The sequence below is a fragment of the Rhodococcus sp. NPDC003348 genome (genome assembly GCF_053589375.1).
Map to the genome: position 1 here is coordinate 20,193 of NZ_JBSFRT010000034.1, position 19,744 is coordinate 39,936.

A 19,744-nucleotide genomic window follows, 5' to 3' on the forward strand; every position below is an offset into this window, starting at 1 on the left:
GGCCACGCCGGCGGAGCCGGCTATTTCGCCGCGCAGGCGGAGCCGGCTACTTGGCCGCGCCGGCGGAGCCGGCTACTTGGCCCACGCCTCGAGCATGCCGCGGGCGATGGAGACCGAGCCGGGGACCAGTAGCGGCGCCTCCGCGGGCGACGACCAGTCCCCCAGCGCGAGCGCGTCGCGCACCTCGTCGCGACCGAACCAGCGGGCCTCCGCGATCTCCCCGTCGGCGAAGATCAGCGGCGCATCGGGATCCGCAACCGCCGAGAAGCCGATCATCACCGACCGCGGGAACGGCCACGGCTGACTACCGAGGTATCGGATGTCGTGAACCGTCACCCCGACCTCCTCCGCGATTTCCCGCGCCACACACGACTCCAGCGATTCCCCGGCCTCCACGAACCCGGCCAGCACCGAGAACCGCCGCTCGGGCCAGGTTCCGTTGCGCGCCAGCAGCACCCGATCGGCGCCGTCGTGCACCAGGCAGATCACGGCCGGGTCGGTGCGTGGGAACTCCTCGTGGCCGGTGCTGCTGCTGAGCCGTGACCAGCCGGCCATCGTCGGCGTGGTCGTCGCCCCGTCGATTGCGCTGAATCCGGCGGCGGCGTGCCAGTTCAGCACCGCGACCGCGGTGGTCAGCAGGCCCGCACTGGAATCGTCGAGTCGGTGCCCGATCATGCGGAGGTCGGCGAGTTCGCCGGTCATCGCAGGCACGCGCACCGCCCACAGGTGACGGCCCTCGCGTCGGCCGAGGAACACCGCGCCCGAGACGGGTTCGTCACCGAGCGAGATGGCCGGTTCGAGCACCAGGTCCGTTCCGTCGACACGCGCCTGTCCGCGATGGTTGATCCGCAACACCAGCGCCTCCGCCCATCCGGCGCGCAACGCGTCGGTGTCGGAACGCAATTCCTCCGCCCGATCGAGCGCCGAGCGCGACAGCAACGGGACCTCGGTCATCACGAAATCAGCCACGCACCCACATTAGGTGGACACGGCGCGGACGTCGGCAGCAGGCGCGTGGAGAGGCGGTGGCGAGCAGCGGAACCGCGCGTCGCCCCCGGGCGGATTCTCCGTCGCCGACATTGCGGTCGAACTTGCCGCCGGTGGCATGCGCGAACGTTCCGTTAGACTCGGCGGGTTGCTTCAGGGTTCGGCACGGCGGGAGGCAGGGACGCCGCGCGTGGTTTCTCCATGGAGAAAACCGTCCGAAAAGGTGCGGATGACCCACAACTCGAACCCTTCCCACTTCCGTGCCATGCACGATCTCGTCGGAACCGCGTACTTCCCGATATCGGCGTTGGCTCGACTGCCGCTGTCGATGCTGGTCATGGGTGTTCTCACCTATGTCGTCGCGTCGTCGTCCGATTTCGCCGCAGCCGGCATCGCCGCGGCCGCAACGGGTGTCGGTGTCGCTGTCGGCGCACCACTGTCCGGGGTGGCATCCGATCGCTGGGGCCAACGGTTGACCCTCCTCGTCGCGACCGTGGCCTATGCGGCGGCCGTCATCGCAGTGCTCGCCACCGGGGCAACCGGCGGTGATGCTCACACCGTGTCACCGCCTCTGCTCGTCGCGGCGGTCGCCGCCGGCATCGTGGTGCCGCAGTGTGGTCCGATGACCCGAGTGCGCTGGATCCGGGGGCTGTCCGAACGCGGTTCGGAGCGGGCCGTGGCGGAAGCGCAGGGCTACGAAGGCACGATCGACGAACTCGGCTTCGTCCTCGGTCCCGCGGCCGTTGGCATCATCGCCTCGATTTTCGGCCCCGCAGCACCGCTCTATGTGATCGTCGCGCTCACCGCGATCGTGGTCCCCTGGTTTGCGCTGCACCCCAGCGCCGACTTCGCGGCTCCCGTGACGAGGAGCGGCCCGACCGCCGATCGGGAACTCGGCGACCAGCCGGTCCCGGTGCCGTGGAGCCTGGTTTCGGTTCTCCTCGCCGGCATGGTGGGTGTCGGAACGATTTTCGGCTCGCTGGCCACCACGACCGCGGTCTTCGCCGACGAGACCGGGCATCCGGGGAGCGGCGGGCTCATCTATGCGGCACTCGGATTGACGTCCGGCGCAGCTGCATTGAGCGTGTCTCGGTGGAGTCATCGTCTGACCGCGTCGACGCGGTGGCTTGCGTGTGCCGTCGTGCTGGTCCCTGCGCTGGCCTTGCTGTGGCTGCCGGGTGTTCCGTGGCAGATGGCGGTCGTCCTGCTGCTGATCGGCGCCCCGATCGGCCCGATCCTCGTGACGCTGTTCAAGGTTGCGGGCGACCGGACACCCGCGCGGCGGCTCGGCTTCGTCATGACCCTGCTCAGCGCCGGCATCACCCTGGGCACCGCGGTCGGCAACTGGTTCGGTGGGGAGGTCGCCGACTCGGGTGGCCATTCGGCCGCGATCTCGGTGGCGGTCGGGGCGGGCCTGGCGGTGCTCGCGTGCGCCGTGGTGTTCGCGACCGGTCGGTTCATGTCGGAGAAGCGCCCCGTGCCATCTGCGCCACAGGGAATTCTCGAGCCGTTGGGCTGACCCGAACCCGGCCCTGCGCACCGACGTTCACCGAACGGCGGGCGCCCGGACCGTCTGCCTCGACTCGATCCGACACCGCCGGGCCATTTTCAGGTCATCCCGGCGGTCTCCCACCATCGAGGCGGACAACTGCCGGTGGGCCGGAATCGGCGCGCGGTGCGCGGGTACGCGCGACCGGGATCAGACGCGGCGAATGTAGAGGAGTCGGTCGGTCGCCTCGACCGCGTCCACCTCGGGCGCGCCGACCCGCACGAGGTGCCCGTCGCGCACCACGGCGAGGACGATGTCGGACAGGTGCCGCGGCGAGCCGCCGACCTCGTCGGGTTCGACCTCTCGTTCGGCGATGGCGAACCCGGCCTCCGGCGTGAGCAGGTCCTCGATCATCTCCACGACCGTCGGGGTCGTCCGCGCGATGCCGAGCAGGCGGCCCGCGGTCTCGGAGGAGACCACCACCGAGTCGGCACCGGATTGCCGCAGCAGGTGAGCGTTGTCGGTCTCCCGGATCGCGGCGACGATCTTCGCCTTCGGACCGACCTCGCGCGCGGTCAACGTCACGAGTACGGCGGTGTCGTCGCGGTTCGCCGCGACGATCACCGACGCCGCGTTCTGCACGCCGGCGAGGCGCAGCACGTCCGACTTGGTGGCGTCGCCGAGCACGGTCACCAGGCCGAGCCCGGCCGCCGTGTCCAGCACCACCTGGTCGGTGTCCACGACCACGATGTCGGACGGCTTGATGCCGTCACCGAGCATCGCGTCGACCGCGGTCCGACCCTTCGTGCCGTAGCCGACGACGACGGTGTGATTGCGCATGCTCTGCCTCCAACGCTGAATCTTGTATGCCTGTCGCGACCGTTCGGTGAGCGCCGCCAAGGTCGTGCTGATCAGGATGATCAGGAACAGCACCCGCAGTGGGGTGATGAGGAGGACGTTGGTCAGCCGCGCGCTCGGGGACAGTGGCGTCACGTCACCGTATCCGGTGGTCGACAGCGAGACCGTCGCGTAGTAGATGCAGTCGAGCAGCGACAGCGGGTTCTCCTGCGCGTCCTTGTACCCGTCGCGGTCGATGTACACGACGGCGACGGCGAGTGCCAGCACCGCAGCGGCCATCATCAGGCGCCGGAAGATCAGCTGGGAGGGACTGCGCACCGCCTCCGGGATCCGCAACACACCGACCAGCGCGTAGTCGGGCCGCTCGGTGAGGTTCTCCTGGACGCGCAGTCGCTGGCGCAACTTACCGGCCATGGTTGGTACTCCAGTTCGCATACATCGGCAGGGAGCCTAACCCTCGCCACCGGCGGATCGCGCGCGGCCACGCGGTCAGTCTTCCGACCCGCCCGCGCCCGGGCCCCGCACCCGACTCCGCGACCACACGGCCCCCATCTCCCCGGCCACGACACCGTCACCTCCCCAGCCCTGGCGTGTTCCACCGCGGTGGGCCAGGGTGGAGCCGTGCCCATCTCCCCCGCCCCCGCCCTCGCCTCGCTGCTGCTCGGTTCCGGTGCGCTGCATTTCGCCACCCCGAAACCGTTCGATGCGATCGTCCCGCGCCTGCTGCCGGGGCGCGCCCGCACCTACACCCAGGTCTCCGGCGCCGCCGAACTCGCGATCGGGGCCACGCTGGCGGTGCCCCGCACCCGCCGGATCGGCGGCACCCTCGCGGCCGCCCTGTTCGTCGCCGTCTTCCCGGCCAACGTCCAGATGGCGGTCGACTGGCTACGCAGCGACAGGAAGTCGGTGCCGGCGAAGGCCGTCGCGGTGGCCCGGCTACCGCTGCAGATCCCGCTCGTCGTCGCCGCGCTGAAGGTGCGGCGCAAGGGCTGAGCCCGCCGTCGCCTCGGCGCCTGCGGTCTCGATCAGGCGCACCAGGTCGGCGGCGTCGGGCAGGTCCTCGGGTGCGATGGTGCGGCCGGTCCGCACGTAGTGGAACGCGGCCCGGACACGGGAGGGATCGACGGGGTCGCCGCCGCGGGCCAGCACCCGCGCCGACATCAGCTCCGCCCACGCGATCCGGTACGCCGCCAACTGCATTGCGACGGCATGCTCGTTCGCGGCGCTGGGTTCGGCGCCGGTCTTCCAGTCGATCACCGTCCACCCGCCGTCGGGGTCGGCGAACACCGCGTCGATCCGGCCGCGCACCACGGTGCCTGCGATGGAGGTCTCGAACGGCACCTCCACCTCGACGGGGCTGCGGTGCGCCCACCGCGACCGCAGGAATGCCTCCTGGAGTGCCTCGAGGTCACCGTCGGGGGCGCCGTCGGTGTCCGCGGCGCCGGGCAGCTCGTCCATGTCCAGTAGCCGGGTCGCCCCGAACCTGCGCTCGATCCAGGCGTGGAACGCGGTGCCCCGGCGTGCCAGCGGGTTCGGCGGGAACGGCAGCGGCCGGCGCAGGCGAGCGGCGAGCTCGTCGGGGGCCGCCGCGAGGTCCACCAGCTGGCTGACCGACATCTGGTTCGGCAGTGCCACCTCCGCCCGGGCCGCCGCCCGGGCCGCTCGCTCGGCGAGCAGCGCGTCCACGTCCGCGGCCCAGCCCTCCGGGTCCGGATTCTCGTCGGCGGCCTCGGGAGCCGCGGCCGGTTCGGTCGCCGACAGCGCGGCGAGCACCAGCTCCGACCCGTGATCGACCGCGGTACGCCTGTCCCCCAACGGGTCCTGCGGCCACTGCACGTTCACCGGGTCCGCGGTGAGCGGGTTCTCCACGTCCGGCTCGGGGTCGGGAGCCCAGTGCTCGACGATCCCGATCGGACGACCGGCCTCCGATGACATTTCGACCACCGCGCGCATCTCGGTCAGGAACTCCGACGGCCCCTTCGGCTTGCTGCCGGACTCGGACCAGTGGTACCCGGACAGATACAGCGCCCGTTCGGTGCGGGTGAGCGCCACGTAGAACAGCCGGCGGTCCTCCTCGAGCTTGCGCCGCCCGAGTGCCTCCTTGTGGGCGGTGAGCGCGTCCTCGAGATCCTTGCGGTCGCAGACGTTCTCCAGGTCCAGCACCGGCACCCCGTCGGACCCGTCACCGTCCTGGGCTCGGTCTCCGCGCAACTGCGGGGGCAGTTCGGCGACCGAGCCGAGCCAGGTGCCGGTCGCGGTGCCGGACGGGAACACCCCCTCGACCACGTGCGGGACGGCCACGACCTGCCATTCGAGCCCCTTCGCGGAGTGGACGGTCAGCACCTGCACCCGGTCCGGGGCGACCTCGACCTCGCCCGGGGCGAGTCCGTTCTCGACCGTCTCCGCCGCGGCGAGGAAGGCCAGCAGCCCGGTCAGGGTGGCGGACGGGTTGCGGCCGTAGCCGGCGACGGCGTCGGCGAACGCGTCGAGGTGTTCGCGCCCGGCGCCACCGGGGCCGGTCCACGGCAGCCGGGCCTGTGCCTCGATGCCGATGCCGAGCACCCGCTCCACCTCGGCGACGAGTTCGGTGAGCGGCTGCCCGATCCGTTCGCGCAGCGACGTCAGTTCCGCCGCGAGCGCGCCGATACGGGCGTGACCGAGGGGTGAATACCGTGACGGCGCCCCGGGATCGGCGATCGCGTCGGCCAGGCCTGCCTGCTCGGCGTACTCCCCGGGCAGCGCCGCGTCCAGGGCCTGGTCGAGGCTGGCGGCGTCGGTGACCGCACCTCCCGCGCCGCGCGCCGCGCCGACCGCGAGTTCCCGCGCCCGCCGCCACAGGGCCGCGAGGTCGGCGACGCCGAGTCGCCAGCGGGCACCGGTCAGGACGCGCACGGCCGCGCTGCCCGCGAGCGGGTCGGCGACCAGGCGGAGCATCGCGATCACATCCGCGACCTCGGGGACGTGCAGCAGGCCGCCGAGCCCGACCACCTCGACGGGCAGTCCCCTGCGGCGCAGTGCCGCGGCGATCGGCGCGGCGTCGGCGTTGCGACGGATCAGCACCGCCGCGGTCGGCGGCGCCTCGCCCCGGTTGGCGGCGTCGGCGTACTCGGCGGCGATCCGTTCGGCGATCCAGTCGCGTTCGCGGTCGACGTCCTCGTGGAGTGCGAGACGGATGTCGCCGGGCGCCACATCGGGTTTCGGACGCAGTTCCGGCACCGGCACCCCGAGTTCGCGCAGACACGCCGAGGCGGCGTTGGCGAGTTCGAGTGCCTCCGAAGGGTTTCGCCAACTGGTCAGCAACTCGAGGCGTGGCGCGGGCCGCCCGTCCGGCAGCGGGAAGTCGGTCGCGAAGCGGGGCAGGTTCGCGGCCGACGCACCCCGCCAGCCGTAGATGGACTGCATCGGGTCGCCGACGGCGGTCAGCGCGAGGGAACCGTCCTCGCCGCCACCGAACAGCGACGACAGCAGCACGCGCTGCGCGTGCCCGGTGTCCTGGTACTCGTCGAGCAGCACCACCCGGAACCGCTCCCGTTCGGAGCAGCCGACCTCGGGATGTTCGGCGGCGACGCGGGCGGCGAGGGACATCTGGCTGCCGAAGTCGAGGGCGCCCTCGCGGCGCAGCGCGTCGGAGACCCGCTGTACCAGCGGCAGCAGCGCCACCCGCTCGTGCTGGGTCTCGAGCAGGTCGAGCAGGTCCTTCTTCGGCCCGCCGCGCTGCCGTGGCCCGGCGGGCAACGTGTGGATCAGCTTGTCGAGCTCGGTGTGGGCCTCCCGCAGGTCGTCGGGTTCGACAAGGTGTTCGGCGAGCTGCCCGGACAACGCGAGCACCGCCTCGGTGAGCGAGGTGGGGTTGCGGTCGGTGTCGAGGTCGCCGTCGTAGGCGCTGACGACTCGGTGCGCGAGCTGCCACAGCGCGGTCTCGGACAGCAGTTCGGCGGACGGTTCCATCGGCAGCAGCAACCCGTGCTCGGTGAGCAGCCGGCCCGCGTAGGAGTGGTAGGTGCTGACCTCCGGTTCCCCGGTGAGGATGCGGCCGCGCAGTTCCTCGCTCAGCCCCAGCACGCCGACCACCTCGGGATGCGCGAGGCGCGCGAGGCGTTTGCGGATCCGGGAGGTCAACTGCTGTGCGGCTTTTCGCGTGAAGGTCAGGCCGAGCACCTGTTCCGGGTCGACGAGTCCGTTGGCGACGAGCCACACCACGCGCGCGGCCATCGTCTCGGTCTTTCCCGCGCCCGCGCCTGCGACGACCAGGGTCGGGCCGAGCGGCGCGGCGATCACCGCGGCCTGCTCCGGGGTCGGCGGGAACTGCCCGAGTGCGGCGGCCACCGCCGCGGGCGAGATCCGGGCGCTCACGACTGGGTCACCTGCCGTCCCTCCTCCTGGGCCGGGCAGCTCCCGATCACCGGGCAGTGCCGGCACCCGTCGTTCGGCCGTGCCCAGTATCCGGGGCCCTGGGTCGCCGCCGCTGCCGCGTGCACCACGTCGAGCCACTGTTCCTCGGTTTCCTCGGTCAGCGGTTCCTGCAGTCGCTGGGTGGCGCCGTCCTTGCGGTTCGCCTTGGCCACGAAGACCAGTCGCGCGCCGCCGGGCTGCGCGGCGGGCTCGCCGTCGATCGCGCCCCGCGCGGCTGCGAGCTGATAGGTGGCGAGCTGAGCGTGCTGCTGGGCGGTCTCCTTGCTGACCGGGGTGCGAGCGGTCTTGACGTCCACGACGACGGGGCGGCCGTCCGCGTCGCGTTCGAGCCGGTCGATCCGGCCGCGCAGCAGCACCGCCGGCTCCCCCTCCACGCGGGCCTCGAGCACCCCGTCGACTGCGACCTCCACACCGACCTCGGTCAGTTCACCGCGGGTGCGCCGCAGCCACTCGGAGAACGAGTCGATCATCTGCGCGGTCCGGTCCATCTCGCGGCGCGAATACCACTGCGATCCCAGATCGACTGCGTCCCACGCGGTCGCGAGGGCCCGGCGCACCTGGTCGGGTGGCATCTTCCCGGCCACCGCCTGCACCAGGGTGTGCACGAGGGTGCCGGTGACGGCGTGCGTGTTCTCCCCGTCGCTGCCGCCGTGGCGTTCGAGCGCCCATCGCAGCGGGCACGCGTCGAGTTGCTCGATCGTGGACGGGGACAACGGGACCGGGCCGTCCTCGGGCCGCCACAGCGGCTCGGTGGTGCTGGGGTCGGCCACCCCGTACCAGTGTTCGGGGTGGGCGCCGCGCACCCCGGCGCGGGCGAGCCGGGCGAGCTGGGTTGCCGCGCGGTGCTGCTTGTCGGGATCGGTGTCGGCGAGCTCCGGGTCGCACACCACGCGGCGCAGTTCCGCGATCAAGGACGGCAGCGCCAGCACCCGGCTCGGCAGGGCGGGTGCCAGGTCGGCGGCCGAGTCGCCGAGTTCCTCGTCGGCGCCGAGCAGCTCGTCGACGAACCGGGACGGTTCCAGGTCGGCGTCGCCGGTGGCCGCGCGCACCGCCGTCACGAGAAGGGTGCGACGGGCGCGACTGCACGCCAGCAGGAACAGCCGGCGTTCCTCGGCCAGCAGCGGCGCCGTCCGCGACAGCGTGGTCTCGCCGGGGTCGGCGACGCCTGCGGTCAGGTCGACGAGGGCCTCGGTACCGAGCAGGGTGCCGCGGGCGCGCAGCCCCGGCCACAATCCCTCCTGGACGCCGGCGACCACGACGACGTCCCACTCCCGGCCCGCCGCGGCGTGCGCACTGAGCACCGACACGGCCTCCGGCCCCGCCGCCGCGGACCGCGGGTCGGACGGGATCTCCTGGTCGGCAAGGTAGTCCACGAACCCGGCGAGGCTGGCCCGGGGCAGTCGGTCGACATAGTTGGCGGCCGCGTCGAACAGCGCGACCACGGCGTCCAGGTCGCGGTCGGCCTGCGCACCGATCGGGCCGCCGCGCACGGACGCCGCCGACCACCGCTTCTCCAGTCCGGTCGCCTGCCAGCACGACCACAGCACGAACTCGACGCCACGGCCCTCGCGGTACGCCTTCCTGGACCGGGACAGCACGGTCAAGGTGCGGCGCAGGGCGCCGAATTCGCCGTCGGTCAGCTTGTCGACCACCTGCTGGTGTTCCTGCTCGCCCTCGACGATCAGGGCGCGCAGGAGTTCCGCGGAATCCCGCTCGCCCCCGGCGGCAAGTTCCACGCGGCGCAGCCCACGGCGCAACCGACGCAGTGTGACCGGGTCCGCGCCGCCGACCGGCCCGGACACCAGCGCGAGCGCGTCCTCACCGGTGAACGGTCCGCCGGCGATCGCCCGCAGCGCGAGCAGCAGCCCGCCGACCGCATGCTGCCGCGCCAGTGGCAGTTCGGAGGCGGCGGTGGTGACCGGCACCCCGGCCGCGAGCAGCGACCGTCGCAGGGGCGCGAGCACCCGCGGTACCGAACGGACGATCACCGCCATCCGCGACCACGGCACGCCGTCGCGCAGGTGCGCACGCCGCAGGGTGTCGGCGATCAGGGCCGACTCCTTGCCCGCGGTCGCGAGGACGGCGACCGAGGCGTCGCCCGCCTCGTCCGTGACGGGCCGCGCTCCCCGGTGCGGCGGCAGCCCGGGAAGCCGGCCCGCGATGCGCGCGGTGACCGCGGAGATCTTCTGGGCGCTGCGGTGATTCGTGCGCAGCACCACCTGCCGGTCGCTGCCCGGATCGGCGAGGTCGGTCAGGTACCGGGCGTCGGCGCCGCGGAACCCGAACACCGCCTGGTCGGGATCGCCGGCCACCATCGCGAGGTCCGCGCCGCGTCCGAGCAGCCGCACGAGCTCGGCCGCCTGCGGGTCGAGGTGCTGGGCGTCGTCGACGAGCAGGCACCGGATCCGGGCGCGTTCGCGGTCCAGCAGGTCGGGGTCGGTGGCGAAGGCGGTCAGCGCGGCACCGACAAGTTCGGCGGCATCGAGCGCCGGCGCGGTGGCCTCCGGTGCCTCGACACCGACGGAACCGCGCAGCAGCATCACCTGCTCGTACCGGGTGACGAACGTGCCCGCCGCCACCCATTCGGGCCGGTCGTGCTCGCGCCCGAGCCGGATCAGGTCCTCGGGGCCGAGGCCGCGTTCCCCGGCGCGGAGCATCAGGTCGCGCAGCTGCGCCGCGAACCCGACCATCGGCAGCGCCGGGCGAAGCCGCTCGGGCCAGTAGTCCGCGCCGTCCTCCAGGTCGCCGCGCAGCAGCTCGCGCAGCACGGCGTCCTGCTCGGCACCGGTGATGAGCCGCGGTGGCGGGTTCGAGTGCGCAGCCGCCTGCAGTCGCAGCACCGCGAACGCGTACGAGTGCACCGTCCGCACCAACGGCTCGCGGGTGGCCCTCGACTCCCCCGCCCCGAGCAGTGCGGTGGTGATCTGCTCCCGCACCGCAGTCGCGGCCTTACGCGAATGCGTCAGTACGAGAACGGATTCCGGGTCGCCGTCCGGTCCACCGATCCGGGCGGCGGCGAGATCGACGATCAGGGACGTCTTGCCGGTACCCGGGCCGCCGAGCACCTGCCACGGCCGCCGGTCGCGGTTCCCGCGTGCCGAGGCCGCGGCGAGCAACGGGGCAACCTCCGGCCCCCAGGTGCGACGGTCCGGGGTACGCGCGACGCGCCGCACCAGGGTGGTGCCCGGCCGATCCGCCCGCTCGTCGCTCATGACGGGCATTCCATCACGGTCCACCGACAGCCCCGCGCGAGCGTCGTCCCACCGGCGCCGGCTCCGTCGGGCTGCACGTTGCCCACCGTTGACGCCGCCACCGGGCGGGCCCGGTCTACGAGTACCACCTGTTCGTGAACCCGAGTTGGTCGACGAGCACCGCTTCAGATCGGGCGTCGTGCACCTGCACTGTCGCGAACCGGCCTGAACCACGCCCGGCCCGCCCCCGCGCGGTCGGGCACAATAACTGCCGTGTCCGACCTGAAGATCCATCGTTTCGGCCCCGTCGGCGGGCCTCCGGTCCTCGCCCTGCACGGGCTGACGGGCCACGGCAAGAGGTGGCGACATCTGGCGGACGGGCACCTGCCGCGCGCCCGGATGATCGCGCCCGACCTGCGCGGGCACGGCCGGTCGACGTGGAGCCCTCCGTGGGGCCTCGCCGACCACGTCGACTCCCTGCTCGAGGTGCTGGCCGCCGAAACCACGGAACCGGTGGTCCTCGTCGGGCACTCGTACGGCGGCGCGGTCGCGGTACACCTGGCCGCCCGCGCACCGGAGAAGGTGCGGGCGCTGCTCCTGCTCGACCCGGCGATGGGTCTCGATCCCGCGAGGATGCTCGAGATCGCCGACCTGACCGTCCGCTACCCCGACTACACCGATGCCGCCGAGGCGCGGTCGGAGAAGGTGCACGGCGCCTGGGCCGACGTCGCGGAGGGCGTGCTCGACGAGGAGATGGCCGAACACCTGATCACGCTCGACAACGGGCGCGTCGGCTGGCGATACGCGGTGCCCGCGGTCGTGGCGTCGTGGGGTGAGCTGGCCCGGCCGATGGTGCTCCCACCCGCGGACCTGCCGACGGTGCTGGTTCAGGCGATGCGGGTGCAGCCGCCGTACGTGACGCCCGCGTTCCGCGCCGCCCTCGCCGAGCGCCTCGGCGACCGGCTGACGGTGGTGGAGATGGACGTCGACCACATGGTCGCCAACTCGCGGCCCGCCGAGGTGGCCGCACTGATCGAGAAGCTGTTGTAGATGGCCGCGACCACCGAGGAGCAGGTCGAACGCGTCCGGGACCTGGTCGCGGCGATCCCTGCCGGGCGGGTCGCCACCTACGGGGACATCGCCGCGGTGGCCGGCCTCACGAGCCCGCGGACGGTCGGCTGGATCATGCGCACCGACAGCTCGGACCTGCCGTGGCACCGGGTGGTGCCCGCCTCCGGTCGTCCCGCCCCGCACCTCGCGGCACGGCAGCTGGAACGTCTTGCCGCCGAAGATGTTCCGATCCACGACGGGCGGATCGATCTCGGCGCCGCCCGGCACCGGTTCCGAATCGGGTAGCCGACACCGAACCGGTGGCCACAGGCTCGGGTCCGGGTGGATCACCGTGACGCTGGCGGCGAGAAGGCGGTCACGTTCCTGGCGAAGACCGAGTACTGCAACGGGGACGGCTTCAACGGTCGTGTTCGACGGTGGTTCTTCGCTGCCTTGGGTCAGATCCCGGTCGATCGACGGGGGCGGGGGCGTCACCGGCGCTCGAGGCCGCGGCCCGGATCATCGAGCGGAGGAGCACCCAGAGGGGACACGATCGCCCGATGGTCGTCTCCATCGAGGGCGCACGGGCACTGTCCGCATCGCGATGGACACCTGTGTCCCCCTCGTGCCGGTGAGGATCACGGGAACCCGACCCGATCCCTGTGTGCCGTGGTGGTGCCGCAGGGTTGGGGTCGAGATCCTCGAACCGTCGGAGCTGGCACCTTTTCGGAACGCAGGTGGGGACGGCGGACGCGCAGCCACGGATGCGGGCAACCCTCGCCGGCTCACGTGGTCGTGCACGATGGTCGGATGGCAGTTTCTCAGAGCGGGTTTGCGCGCGCGACCGGTGCTGTCGCATTGGCAACCGCGGCCAGTCGAGCGACAGGGTTTCTCCGCACCCTTGCGTTGGCTGCCGTGTTGGGAACAGCGGCGGTCGGCGATGCCTACAACGGCGCGAACAGCATGCCGAACATGGTGTACGAGCTTCTTCTCGGCGGCGTGATGAGCAGCGTCTTCATCCCGGTGCTTGCGCGTGCGCGGCTCCGTGGTCGAACGTACTCGCGGATCTTCACGCAGCGTCTACTGCTGGCAACGGTTCTCGCGGCCGCGGTCATCACCGTCCTGGCGGTGGCGTGCGCGCCGTTGCTGGTCGCCGCGCTGGTGTCCGATGCGGAGCAGTCGCAATTGGCGACGGTGCTGGCGTACCTGTTGTTGCCGGAAATCTTCTTCTACGCGGTCGCCGCGACCGTGACGGCCGTGCTGAACGTGCGTGACAGTTATGCGCCCGCGGCCTGGGCGCCGGTGGTCAACAATCTGATCGTGCTTACGACGGTCGGGATCTTCGCGGCGGTACCGGGACCTGTGACGTTGTTGCCGTCAACGATGACCACTACCCAAGTTCTGATTCTGGGTGTCGGAACCACGATCGGTATCGTGGGACAGGCCATCTGGACGGTGGCTGCGTTGCGACGTACCGGATTCCGGTGGAGTTGGCGGGTGCGGCCGGTGCCGTACACATGGCGACCGGTCCGCGCCGGCACGAGACTGGCCGGGTGGGTACTGCTGTACGTCGCGATCAGTCAGGCGGGGGTCGCGCTCGTGCTCGGTGTGGCGTTCAGTCACGGCGGTGTCTCCACCTACACGTACGCCGACCTGCTGTTCCAGGTGCCGTACGGGATCCTCGGAGTGTCCCTGCTGACCGTGCTCATGCCACGCATTTCCCAAGCGGTAGCTGTCGGGGACCGCGACGCGGTGGTCGCCGACATGGGCCGCGCTGCCCGGTACTCGGTGGTCGCGCTCGTCCCCGCCGCGGTCGCGATGACCCTCCTCGGTCCGATGCTGACCACGGTGATTTTCGTCGGCCGCGTCGATGTGGACGCCGCACGCCTCATCGGTGTCGCGCTCGCACTGTCGGCATTCGGATTGCCCCCGTTCGCGTTGGTCATGCTGCAACTGCGTGTCTTCTACGCGGGCGGTGACATGCGCGCACCCGCAGTGATCAACGCCGGCATGGTGGCCGCGAAGATCGCAGTCGTCGCCCTCGCCGTCGCAATGCTCCCGGACAAGGCGATCGTGGTGATGCTCCCGGTCGCGAGTTCACTGTCCTACCTCGTGGGTGCCATCAGCGGACACCTGGTCCTACGTCGCCGTTACGGGCTGCTCGGCTTCCACATCGTGCTCGGGACATTCGCGCGGGTGCTTTGGGCGTCGATCGCCACCGGAGTGGTCTGCCTCCTTCTTGTCGGGCTGTCGCACCACCTGCTCGGTAACCCACGGCAGGCCGCTGCTGCAGCCCTGACGGCGGTGGTCGTCTTCGGGGTTCCCACATTCCTCATTGCGGCAAAGAAGATCGGCATCCCAGAGGTGCGCAACGCTGCGGCTCTCTTGTCCAGTTGATCAACGAACACTGCTGGACAGATCGTGAACACAATCTGCTCGTCGAGTCCGAAACAAGCGCAGTTCAACTCGCACAGCACTCGCACAAGGCGCATCGCCACTTGGCGATTCCGGTCTCCCACGGCACATGGTGTGCAACTCCGCGAGGATCATGGACTGGGCAGCGTGCCTTCGATGGCGGCCAACTTGTTCGTCAGGTCGGCCCCCACCTTCCCGATGTACGGCTCGTCGATGATCTGGATGTGATCGCAGCCGACGTGGACGATCTCCAGGTTCTCCACGGCCTCGCCCCACCCGCCGTCGGGCTGACGGATCGCGAATGCCGGTTCGAGAGCGATCTGGTCGTCGAGGTAGGTCTCGGCCATGTAGAGCACGACGTCGCGGTCGTAGCTTTCGAGGTCGGTGGACGGGACCGCCCGGTTGTCGAGCCAGGACGTGCGCTGGTGTTCGATGATGCCGCTCGGGATCTTCGCCCCGCTCAGCTTGAGCAGGTCCATCAGGATCTTGATCTGCTCTTCGTCGCTACCGGCGGCAGCGAGTTGGTCGTACGGCAGCGGTGCATCGAAGTTGTAGGTCTTCTTCGCGAACGCGCCATACCTCTGCCAACGCGCCCGGATCTCCTCCGGGGTGTTCTCGACCTTCACCCCGGGCAGGACGGTGTCGATCAGGCCGACAAGCCGCACGTCGGCGCCTTCCCGGCGGAGTTGCTTCGCGACCGCGTACGCGAGGGCGCCACCGAAGGACCAGCCGCACAGCACATACGGGCCGTCACCTTGGATCGCGCGCAGCAACGGAACATACTCCTTCGCGCGCTCCTCGAGCGGGCCCTCGACGCGTTCGAGGCCGAACATCGGGGTGTGGTCGGGGAGCCGCTTGAGCAGCGGCTCGTATGCGACAGTCGAGCCGCCGGCGGGGTGGAAGACGAACACCGGCAAGGCGTTCGAGCCCTCGACGCGGGGGCGCAGCGTGCGGACGAGTCCGTCGATCCCGAGGCCGTCTTCGAGGTGCAGGCGCACGGTTTCGGCTAGCTGCTCGATGGTCTCGGAGTCGAGGACGTCGTCGACGCCGATCTCGCCGCCGGCACGTTCGGTGAGGCGGGCGGCCATCTTCTCGGCGGTGTCGGCGTCGAGGATCGGCAGGGTCGCGAAGATGCTCCTCGCGGACTTTCCGGTGACGACGGCCCAGGTCGCGAACGCCAGCCGTTCGGCTGCGTCACGCGGCGGCACGTCGATGTCGCCGGACTCGGGTGGCGCCCCGACCACACACTCCTCGGGGACCGCGACCGCCTCGGAGGCCTGTGCGGCTTCGCGTTCGGACTGCTGCTGCGCCGCGAGCGCTTTCACCTCCTCCCGGTTCTCGACTGCGTAGCGCAGGTAGGTCGCGACGTCGCGCAAGCTTGCGTCCTTCACCGCCGACAGTTGCAACTGTGGGATGTCGAACTCGTACTCGACGCGGTTCTTGATCCGCACCGCCATCAGCGAGTCCAAACCCAGCTCGATGAGGGGAATCTCGGTGGGCAGGTCCTCGAGTGCGTAGCCCATCGCCTCGGCAACGATGAGCGACAGCCGGCCCTCGAGGGGCTGCGTCCCCTCCGGGTCCCACCGTCCACCGAAGCTCTCGACCACCTCGGGAAGCTCCTCCACCGGCACTGCCGGCGCCGACACAGCCGAGATCGGCTTCGGAACCACTTCGCCCGAGGAGACGACGGCCTCACACAGCAGTGCGAATCCCGCCGCATTGACGATGCTCGAGGTGGTGTTCTCGGCGTTGCAGTGCACCTGGACTGCCGCCCCACCCGGGTGCCGCAGCATGATCACACTGAGGGCACCACTGGACGGCACATCGGCATGAGCCACGATCGTTACCAGGTTGACCTGTGGAAGCACCTGCGCCGCAGCGGTTGTGACAAGGTCCTCGAAGCTGGAACCGGCTGATCCCGGCACCTCCCACGCGTGACGTCCATCCGGCAGTGCAACCCGCGCCCAGGAATGCCCCTGACCGTCCCGGTCCTCCGCCGCAAGCTGCGTACCCGTCATCCTGTCATTCCCTCCCGTGGCGCCCACCCGACCGGGGTGCAGCGTCAGCCAATTCCAGTGCCGGCAACAGAATCCGAACACTCCCCGCCTCGGATTCGAAGGCGACGATCATGACACACCCACCGACCCCGCGGTCCGTCAGATTCCAAAAGTATTGCTGCGCAAAGAGATTACTGCGTCCTCGACGCCATGACCGGTGAATCGCCGCAATCGCCGAGGTGTTCACCGCCGCGACCGGCGGCGGCGAACCCCTTTCCGCCGCTGCGCACCTCGCATCCCGAGCGACATGCACTGCGTCCGCCGGCCGGGTCCGTTCGACCAAGGCCCGCCCGGGCAGCCCCAACCTCGACCGAGCCCTCAGAACGTTGCCGGATCCCAGACGAAGAACGGTAGGGGCACGACAACCTGCGCCCGGTTGATTCGGTGTTTGTTGCCCCAGGGATCGACCTGATAGATCTCGGTGACGCCGTGCCATGACGCGCAGTGCATGTTCGCCGTGCCGAACGGGCTGAGTACGACGTTCGTCGTGCGCGAAGCCGGCTCCCACGGAAGTCGGAACTGGTTGCTGCACGGCCGGTACTGCCCGAAGCTGCCGAAATCCTGAGCGGCCGCCGGCTGAGCGAGAGCGCCACCCAAGCCGACGGCCAGCACGGAAGCTGCGACAAACCCTGAGTACCTCATCCAGCCCAACCCCCGAGTACGTAGTAGTTGGTCTGTTTTTCGGCCCTGGAATCGGGAGCGTTACCCACGGCCGTTTCCTGAAGTGGTCGCCGACCGTGATCCTTTCGGCTTTCCGGGTCGGCCGGAGGCCCGGCAACCGCCCTCTCCGGGCGCCGACGTCACCCCGCAAGCGGGCGCGCGCCCGGACCGGGAACGCCGATCGTCTCGCGCGCCGTGAGCCCCTCCTCCCCGACCGGCCGAACCACCGCGTGCACGGGCAGACCGGTCGCACGTTCGCGGACCTCGATGCCGGGGCCGCGGTCGTCGGCGCAGTAACGGTCGCCCCACTGCAACAGCGAGATCAGCGCGGGCAGCAGGTCCATGCCCTTCTCGGTGAGCCGGTACTCGTTGCGGGCGCGGCTGCCCTCCTCACGGTAGGACTCCACCCGCAGCACCCCGGCGGCCACCAATTTCCTGAGCCGGTCGGCCAGGACGGACTCGGACATCCCGATGTGGCGGCGCATGTCGTCGAAGCGGCGGACGCCGTTGAAGGCCTCGCGCAGGATCACCATCGTCCACTTCTCGCCGATCACGTCGAGGGTGCGCTGCACCGAGCAGTTCTCGGTGCTCATCTCCAGCCACTCCATGGTCGCCATACTAGTGGTTGCTAACTTCTAATTCAGCAGTTAGCTTCGAGGCATGTCCTCCACCGATTTCGTCGCGGACGTCGCGTCCCGCCCCGAGAGCAAGTTCGTCGCCGCGGCAGGCCTGATCGTCGACGAGGCCACCGGCAGCCGTGTCACCGGCCACATCGACCTGTCCGCGGACCACCACACCCCGTGGGGCGTCGTGCACGGCGGCCTGTACGCGACCGCGGTCGAATCCGCGGCGAGCATCGGTGCCAGCGCCGCCGTCGCCGACCGCGGCCAGTTCGCGGTCGGTGTCCACAACGGCACCGACTTCCTGCGATCCTCGACCGGCGGCGAACGCGCCCTCGTCGTCGCTGAGCCGCTGCAGCAGGGCCGTGTGCAACAGCTGTGGCTGGTCACGATCACCAACGAGCAGACCGGAAAGGCCCTCGCCCGGGGCCAGGTTCGGCTGCAGAACGTGCCGCTCCCGGGCTGACCGGGATAGCGTCGCGCAATGACGTGCACCCTGGTCACCCCCTGGCGTGGCCGTGACCTGCCCGGGGTCGACGCTCCCGCGCGCGGGGGTGTCGACCCGACCGCCATTCTCGACTGGCGCCACCCCGCCTTCGACGCCCTCCCGCGACGCACGGCCGGCGAATTCGAGTCCGCTCTCCTGCGCGCCGTGCACCGGGCGGTCGGCGCCCGGGTCGCCGCGGTGTACGGGCTCGACGACACCCAGCCGTCGTCCGTCACCCTCGCCCGCGCCGCCGGGTCCTGCAGCCAGCGCCTGGCGGTGGTGGAGGCATGCGCCCGGCGGGCGGGCATCGCCACCCGTGTCGAGGGCCTCGTGCTGCGCGGTGAGTTCTGGTATCCGCGATTCCGGCACCTGAGGCCGTTCGTCCCGGACCGGGTGCTGCTCGCCTGGCCGAGTTTCCTGGTCGACGGCGAGTGGACCGACGCGTCGGTCGTGTTCTCCGACTCCGGGTGCGCGGCACCGCTGCCGTTCACCAACAGCGGCGAGGAAACCCTGTTCGACGCCGCCGCGCGCTCCCCCATCAGCTGGACCGCCACTAGTTCCCCTTCGTGTCTGGACCTTTCAGGTGCAGTGCTGCAGTCACTCGGCACCTTCGACTCCCGCGACGAGCTGTTCGCGACGTACGGACAGACCCTGCGCCCACTCGTCCTGGCCACGATCGACCCGGTGTTCCGCCGTCGCCGCGCACGCTGACCCGCGCGGCGACACGCCTTCCCACGACTGACTACGCGCCGCCATACCCGGCCCGGCATATCGTCGGGCAGACCAACGGACACACGGGAGCCGGTATGAAACCCACCCTCGCCGCGGTCGCGGGCGCGGCACTCCTCCTCGCGGCGGTCGCCGGTTGCGGCGACGACGTCGGCTCGGGCACGGTCACGACACACCCGGTCACGACACACCCGGTCACGACGGACCCGACAGCCACGACCATCCCGGCCGCGACGAGTGCCGAGGAGGCGAGCGAGCAGACCGCGCCGCCGCAGCCCTCCGCGTCGCCCACCACCGCACCGCCCGCGGCCGCGAGCCCGATCAGCGGCAACGGCCTGTGTCTGGACCCGACCTCGTCCGGTGTCGCCGACGCGCTGGCCTCACTCGGCCCCGATGACACCTCGTGGATCGTCGACCGGGCCGACCCCGCCGCGATCGGGAACTGCCCCGAACTGCTCTGGTTGATCGCGACACCCGGCGGCGCCACCGCGAGTACCCCGGAACACGTCGTGTTCTTCCACGACGGCCGGTTCCTCGGCACCGCGACGTCGGAGCCGTACTCCTACACCTCCGTCGCCGGGTCCACCGCGGACACGGTGACCGTGCAGTACAGGTGGTTGGGACCGGGCGACGCGAACTGCTGCCCGTCCGGCGGTCCGGCGACGGTCGACTACCGGTGGGACGGTGGCACGGTCGTGATGCAGCAACCTCTTCCTCAGGCGATGCTCGACTCGTACGGCCACTGAATCCAGGGGCGCGGAGACCGCGGCGTGGTCGCGGCGGCGATC

Annotated in this window: 15 protein-coding genes and 1 pseudogene; 9 read left to right on the forward strand and 7 right to left on the reverse strand. The window is 71.0% G+C overall.

Annotation, left to right across the window (positions count from 1 at the left end):
• Nucleotides 1-72 precede the first annotated feature (72 nt).
• Entirely contained in the window at nucleotides 73-954 is an 882-nt protein-coding gene (gene nudC, locus ACWDU4_RS20595; RefSeq protein WP_450115811.1) for an NAD(+) diphosphatase, read from the reverse strand.
• A 262-nt stretch (nucleotides 955-1,216) separates the two neighbouring features.
• On the opposite strand from nudC, the gene ACWDU4_RS20600 reads away from it, so the two are divergent.
• Nucleotides 1,217-2,506 carry an MFS transporter gene (locus tag ACWDU4_RS20600; RefSeq protein WP_450115778.1) on the forward strand — a complete coding sequence of 430 codons (1,290 nt, stop codon included), beginning with the start codon at nucleotides 1,217-1,219 and terminating at the stop codon, nucleotides 2,504-2,506.
• Between the two features lie 180 nt (nucleotides 2,507-2,686).
• Here the strand turns inward: ACWDU4_RS20600 and ACWDU4_RS20605 are convergent, their stop codons facing one another.
• Nucleotides 2,687-3,748: a potassium channel family protein gene (locus ACWDU4_RS20605; protein WP_450115779.1), complete on the reverse strand. Its 1,062-nt coding sequence runs from the start codon at nucleotides 3,746-3,748 to the stop codon at nucleotides 2,687-2,689.
• A 207-nt stretch (nucleotides 3,749-3,955) separates the two neighbouring features.
• Between ACWDU4_RS20605 and ACWDU4_RS20610 the strand changes: the two genes are divergently transcribed.
• The gene (locus tag ACWDU4_RS20610; protein ID WP_450115780.1) at nucleotides 3,956-4,327 is read left to right on the forward strand and encodes a DoxX family protein; all 372 of its coding nucleotides are present in this window, start codon (nucleotides 3,956-3,958) and stop codon (nucleotides 4,325-4,327) included.
• Here the strand turns inward: ACWDU4_RS20610 and ACWDU4_RS20615 are convergent.
• Entirely contained in the window at nucleotides 4,271-7,687 is a 3,417-nt protein-coding gene (locus ACWDU4_RS20615) for an ATP-dependent helicase (RefSeq protein WP_450115781.1), read from the reverse strand. The two genes, ACWDU4_RS20610 and ACWDU4_RS20615, sit on opposite strands and share 57 nt — an antisense overlap.
• On the reverse strand, nucleotides 7,684-10,959 hold the full coding sequence (locus ACWDU4_RS20620) for an ATP-dependent helicase (RefSeq protein WP_450115782.1): 3,276 nt from the start codon (nucleotides 10,957-10,959) through the stop codon (nucleotides 7,684-7,686). The genes ACWDU4_RS20615 and ACWDU4_RS20620 overlap by 4 nt, the downstream gene beginning before the upstream one ends.
• Before the next feature lie 243 nt (nucleotides 10,960-11,202).
• Here ACWDU4_RS20620 and ACWDU4_RS20625 point away from each other — a divergent pair, with 243 nt between their 5' ends.
• From ACWDU4_RS20625 to murJ, 4 genes are read left to right on the forward strand one after another with little or no spacing between them, the layout of a single operon-like run.
• A complete protein-coding gene (locus ACWDU4_RS20625) occupies nucleotides 11,203-11,988 on the forward strand; it encodes an alpha/beta fold hydrolase (protein ID WP_450115812.1) in 786 nt (261 codons plus the stop codon).
• Entirely contained in the window at nucleotides 11,989-12,294 is a 306-nt protein-coding gene (locus tag ACWDU4_RS20630) for an MGMT family protein (RefSeq protein WP_450115783.1), read from the forward strand.
• The gene (locus tag ACWDU4_RS20635) at nucleotides 12,230-12,991 is read left to right on the forward strand and encodes a lysophospholipid acyltransferase family protein (protein WP_450115784.1); all 762 of its coding nucleotides are present in this window, start codon (nucleotides 12,230-12,232) and stop codon (nucleotides 12,989-12,991) included. The genes ACWDU4_RS20630 and ACWDU4_RS20635 overlap by 65 nt, the downstream gene beginning before the upstream one ends.
• Entirely contained in the window at nucleotides 12,904-14,385 is a 1,482-nt protein-coding gene (gene murJ / locus ACWDU4_RS20640; RefSeq protein WP_450115785.1) for a murein biosynthesis integral membrane protein MurJ, read from the forward strand. The genes ACWDU4_RS20635 and murJ overlap by 88 nt, the downstream gene beginning before the upstream one ends.
• 149 nt (nucleotides 14,386-14,534) lie before the next feature.
• Here the strand turns inward: murJ and ACWDU4_RS20645 are convergent.
• The 3 genes and pseudogenes from ACWDU4_RS20645 to ACWDU4_RS20655 all read right to left on the reverse strand — a co-directional run.
• Nucleotides 14,535-16,451, reverse strand: a pseudogene (locus ACWDU4_RS20645) (thioesterase domain-containing protein); the annotation flags it as partial.
• A gap of 327 nt (nucleotides 16,452-16,778) precedes the next feature.
• Nucleotides 16,779-17,072, reverse strand: a complete 294-nt coding sequence (locus tag ACWDU4_RS20650; RefSeq protein WP_450115786.1) for a hypothetical protein — start codon at nucleotides 17,070-17,072, stop codon at nucleotides 16,779-16,781.
• A 188-nt stretch (nucleotides 17,073-17,260) separates the two neighbouring features.
• Complete coding sequence (locus ACWDU4_RS20655) at nucleotides 17,261-17,728, reverse strand: winged helix-turn-helix transcriptional regulator (protein WP_450115787.1); 468 nt, start codon at nucleotides 17,726-17,728, stop codon at nucleotides 17,261-17,263.
• 52 nt (nucleotides 17,729-17,780) lie between these two features.
• Here ACWDU4_RS20655 and ACWDU4_RS20660 point away from each other — a divergent pair, with 52 nt between their 5' ends.
• From ACWDU4_RS20660 to ACWDU4_RS20670, 3 genes are all read left to right on the forward strand, one after another.
• On the forward strand, nucleotides 17,781-18,206 hold the full coding sequence (locus ACWDU4_RS20660; RefSeq protein ID WP_450115788.1) for a PaaI family thioesterase: 426 nt from the start codon (nucleotides 17,781-17,783) through the stop codon (nucleotides 18,204-18,206).
• Nucleotides 18,207-18,224: 18 nt separating this feature from the next.
• Nucleotides 18,225-18,938 (forward strand): transglutaminase domain-containing protein, encoded by a 714-nt coding sequence (locus ACWDU4_RS20665; RefSeq protein ID WP_450115789.1) that lies wholly within the window; start codon nucleotides 18,225-18,227, stop codon nucleotides 18,936-18,938.
• 95 nt (nucleotides 18,939-19,033) lie between these two features.
• Nucleotides 19,034-19,702 (forward strand): LppP/LprE family lipoprotein, encoded by a 669-nt coding sequence (locus tag ACWDU4_RS20670; protein WP_450115790.1) that lies wholly within the window; start codon nucleotides 19,034-19,036, stop codon nucleotides 19,700-19,702.
• The last annotated feature ends 42 nt before the right edge of the window (nucleotides 19,703-19,744 follow it).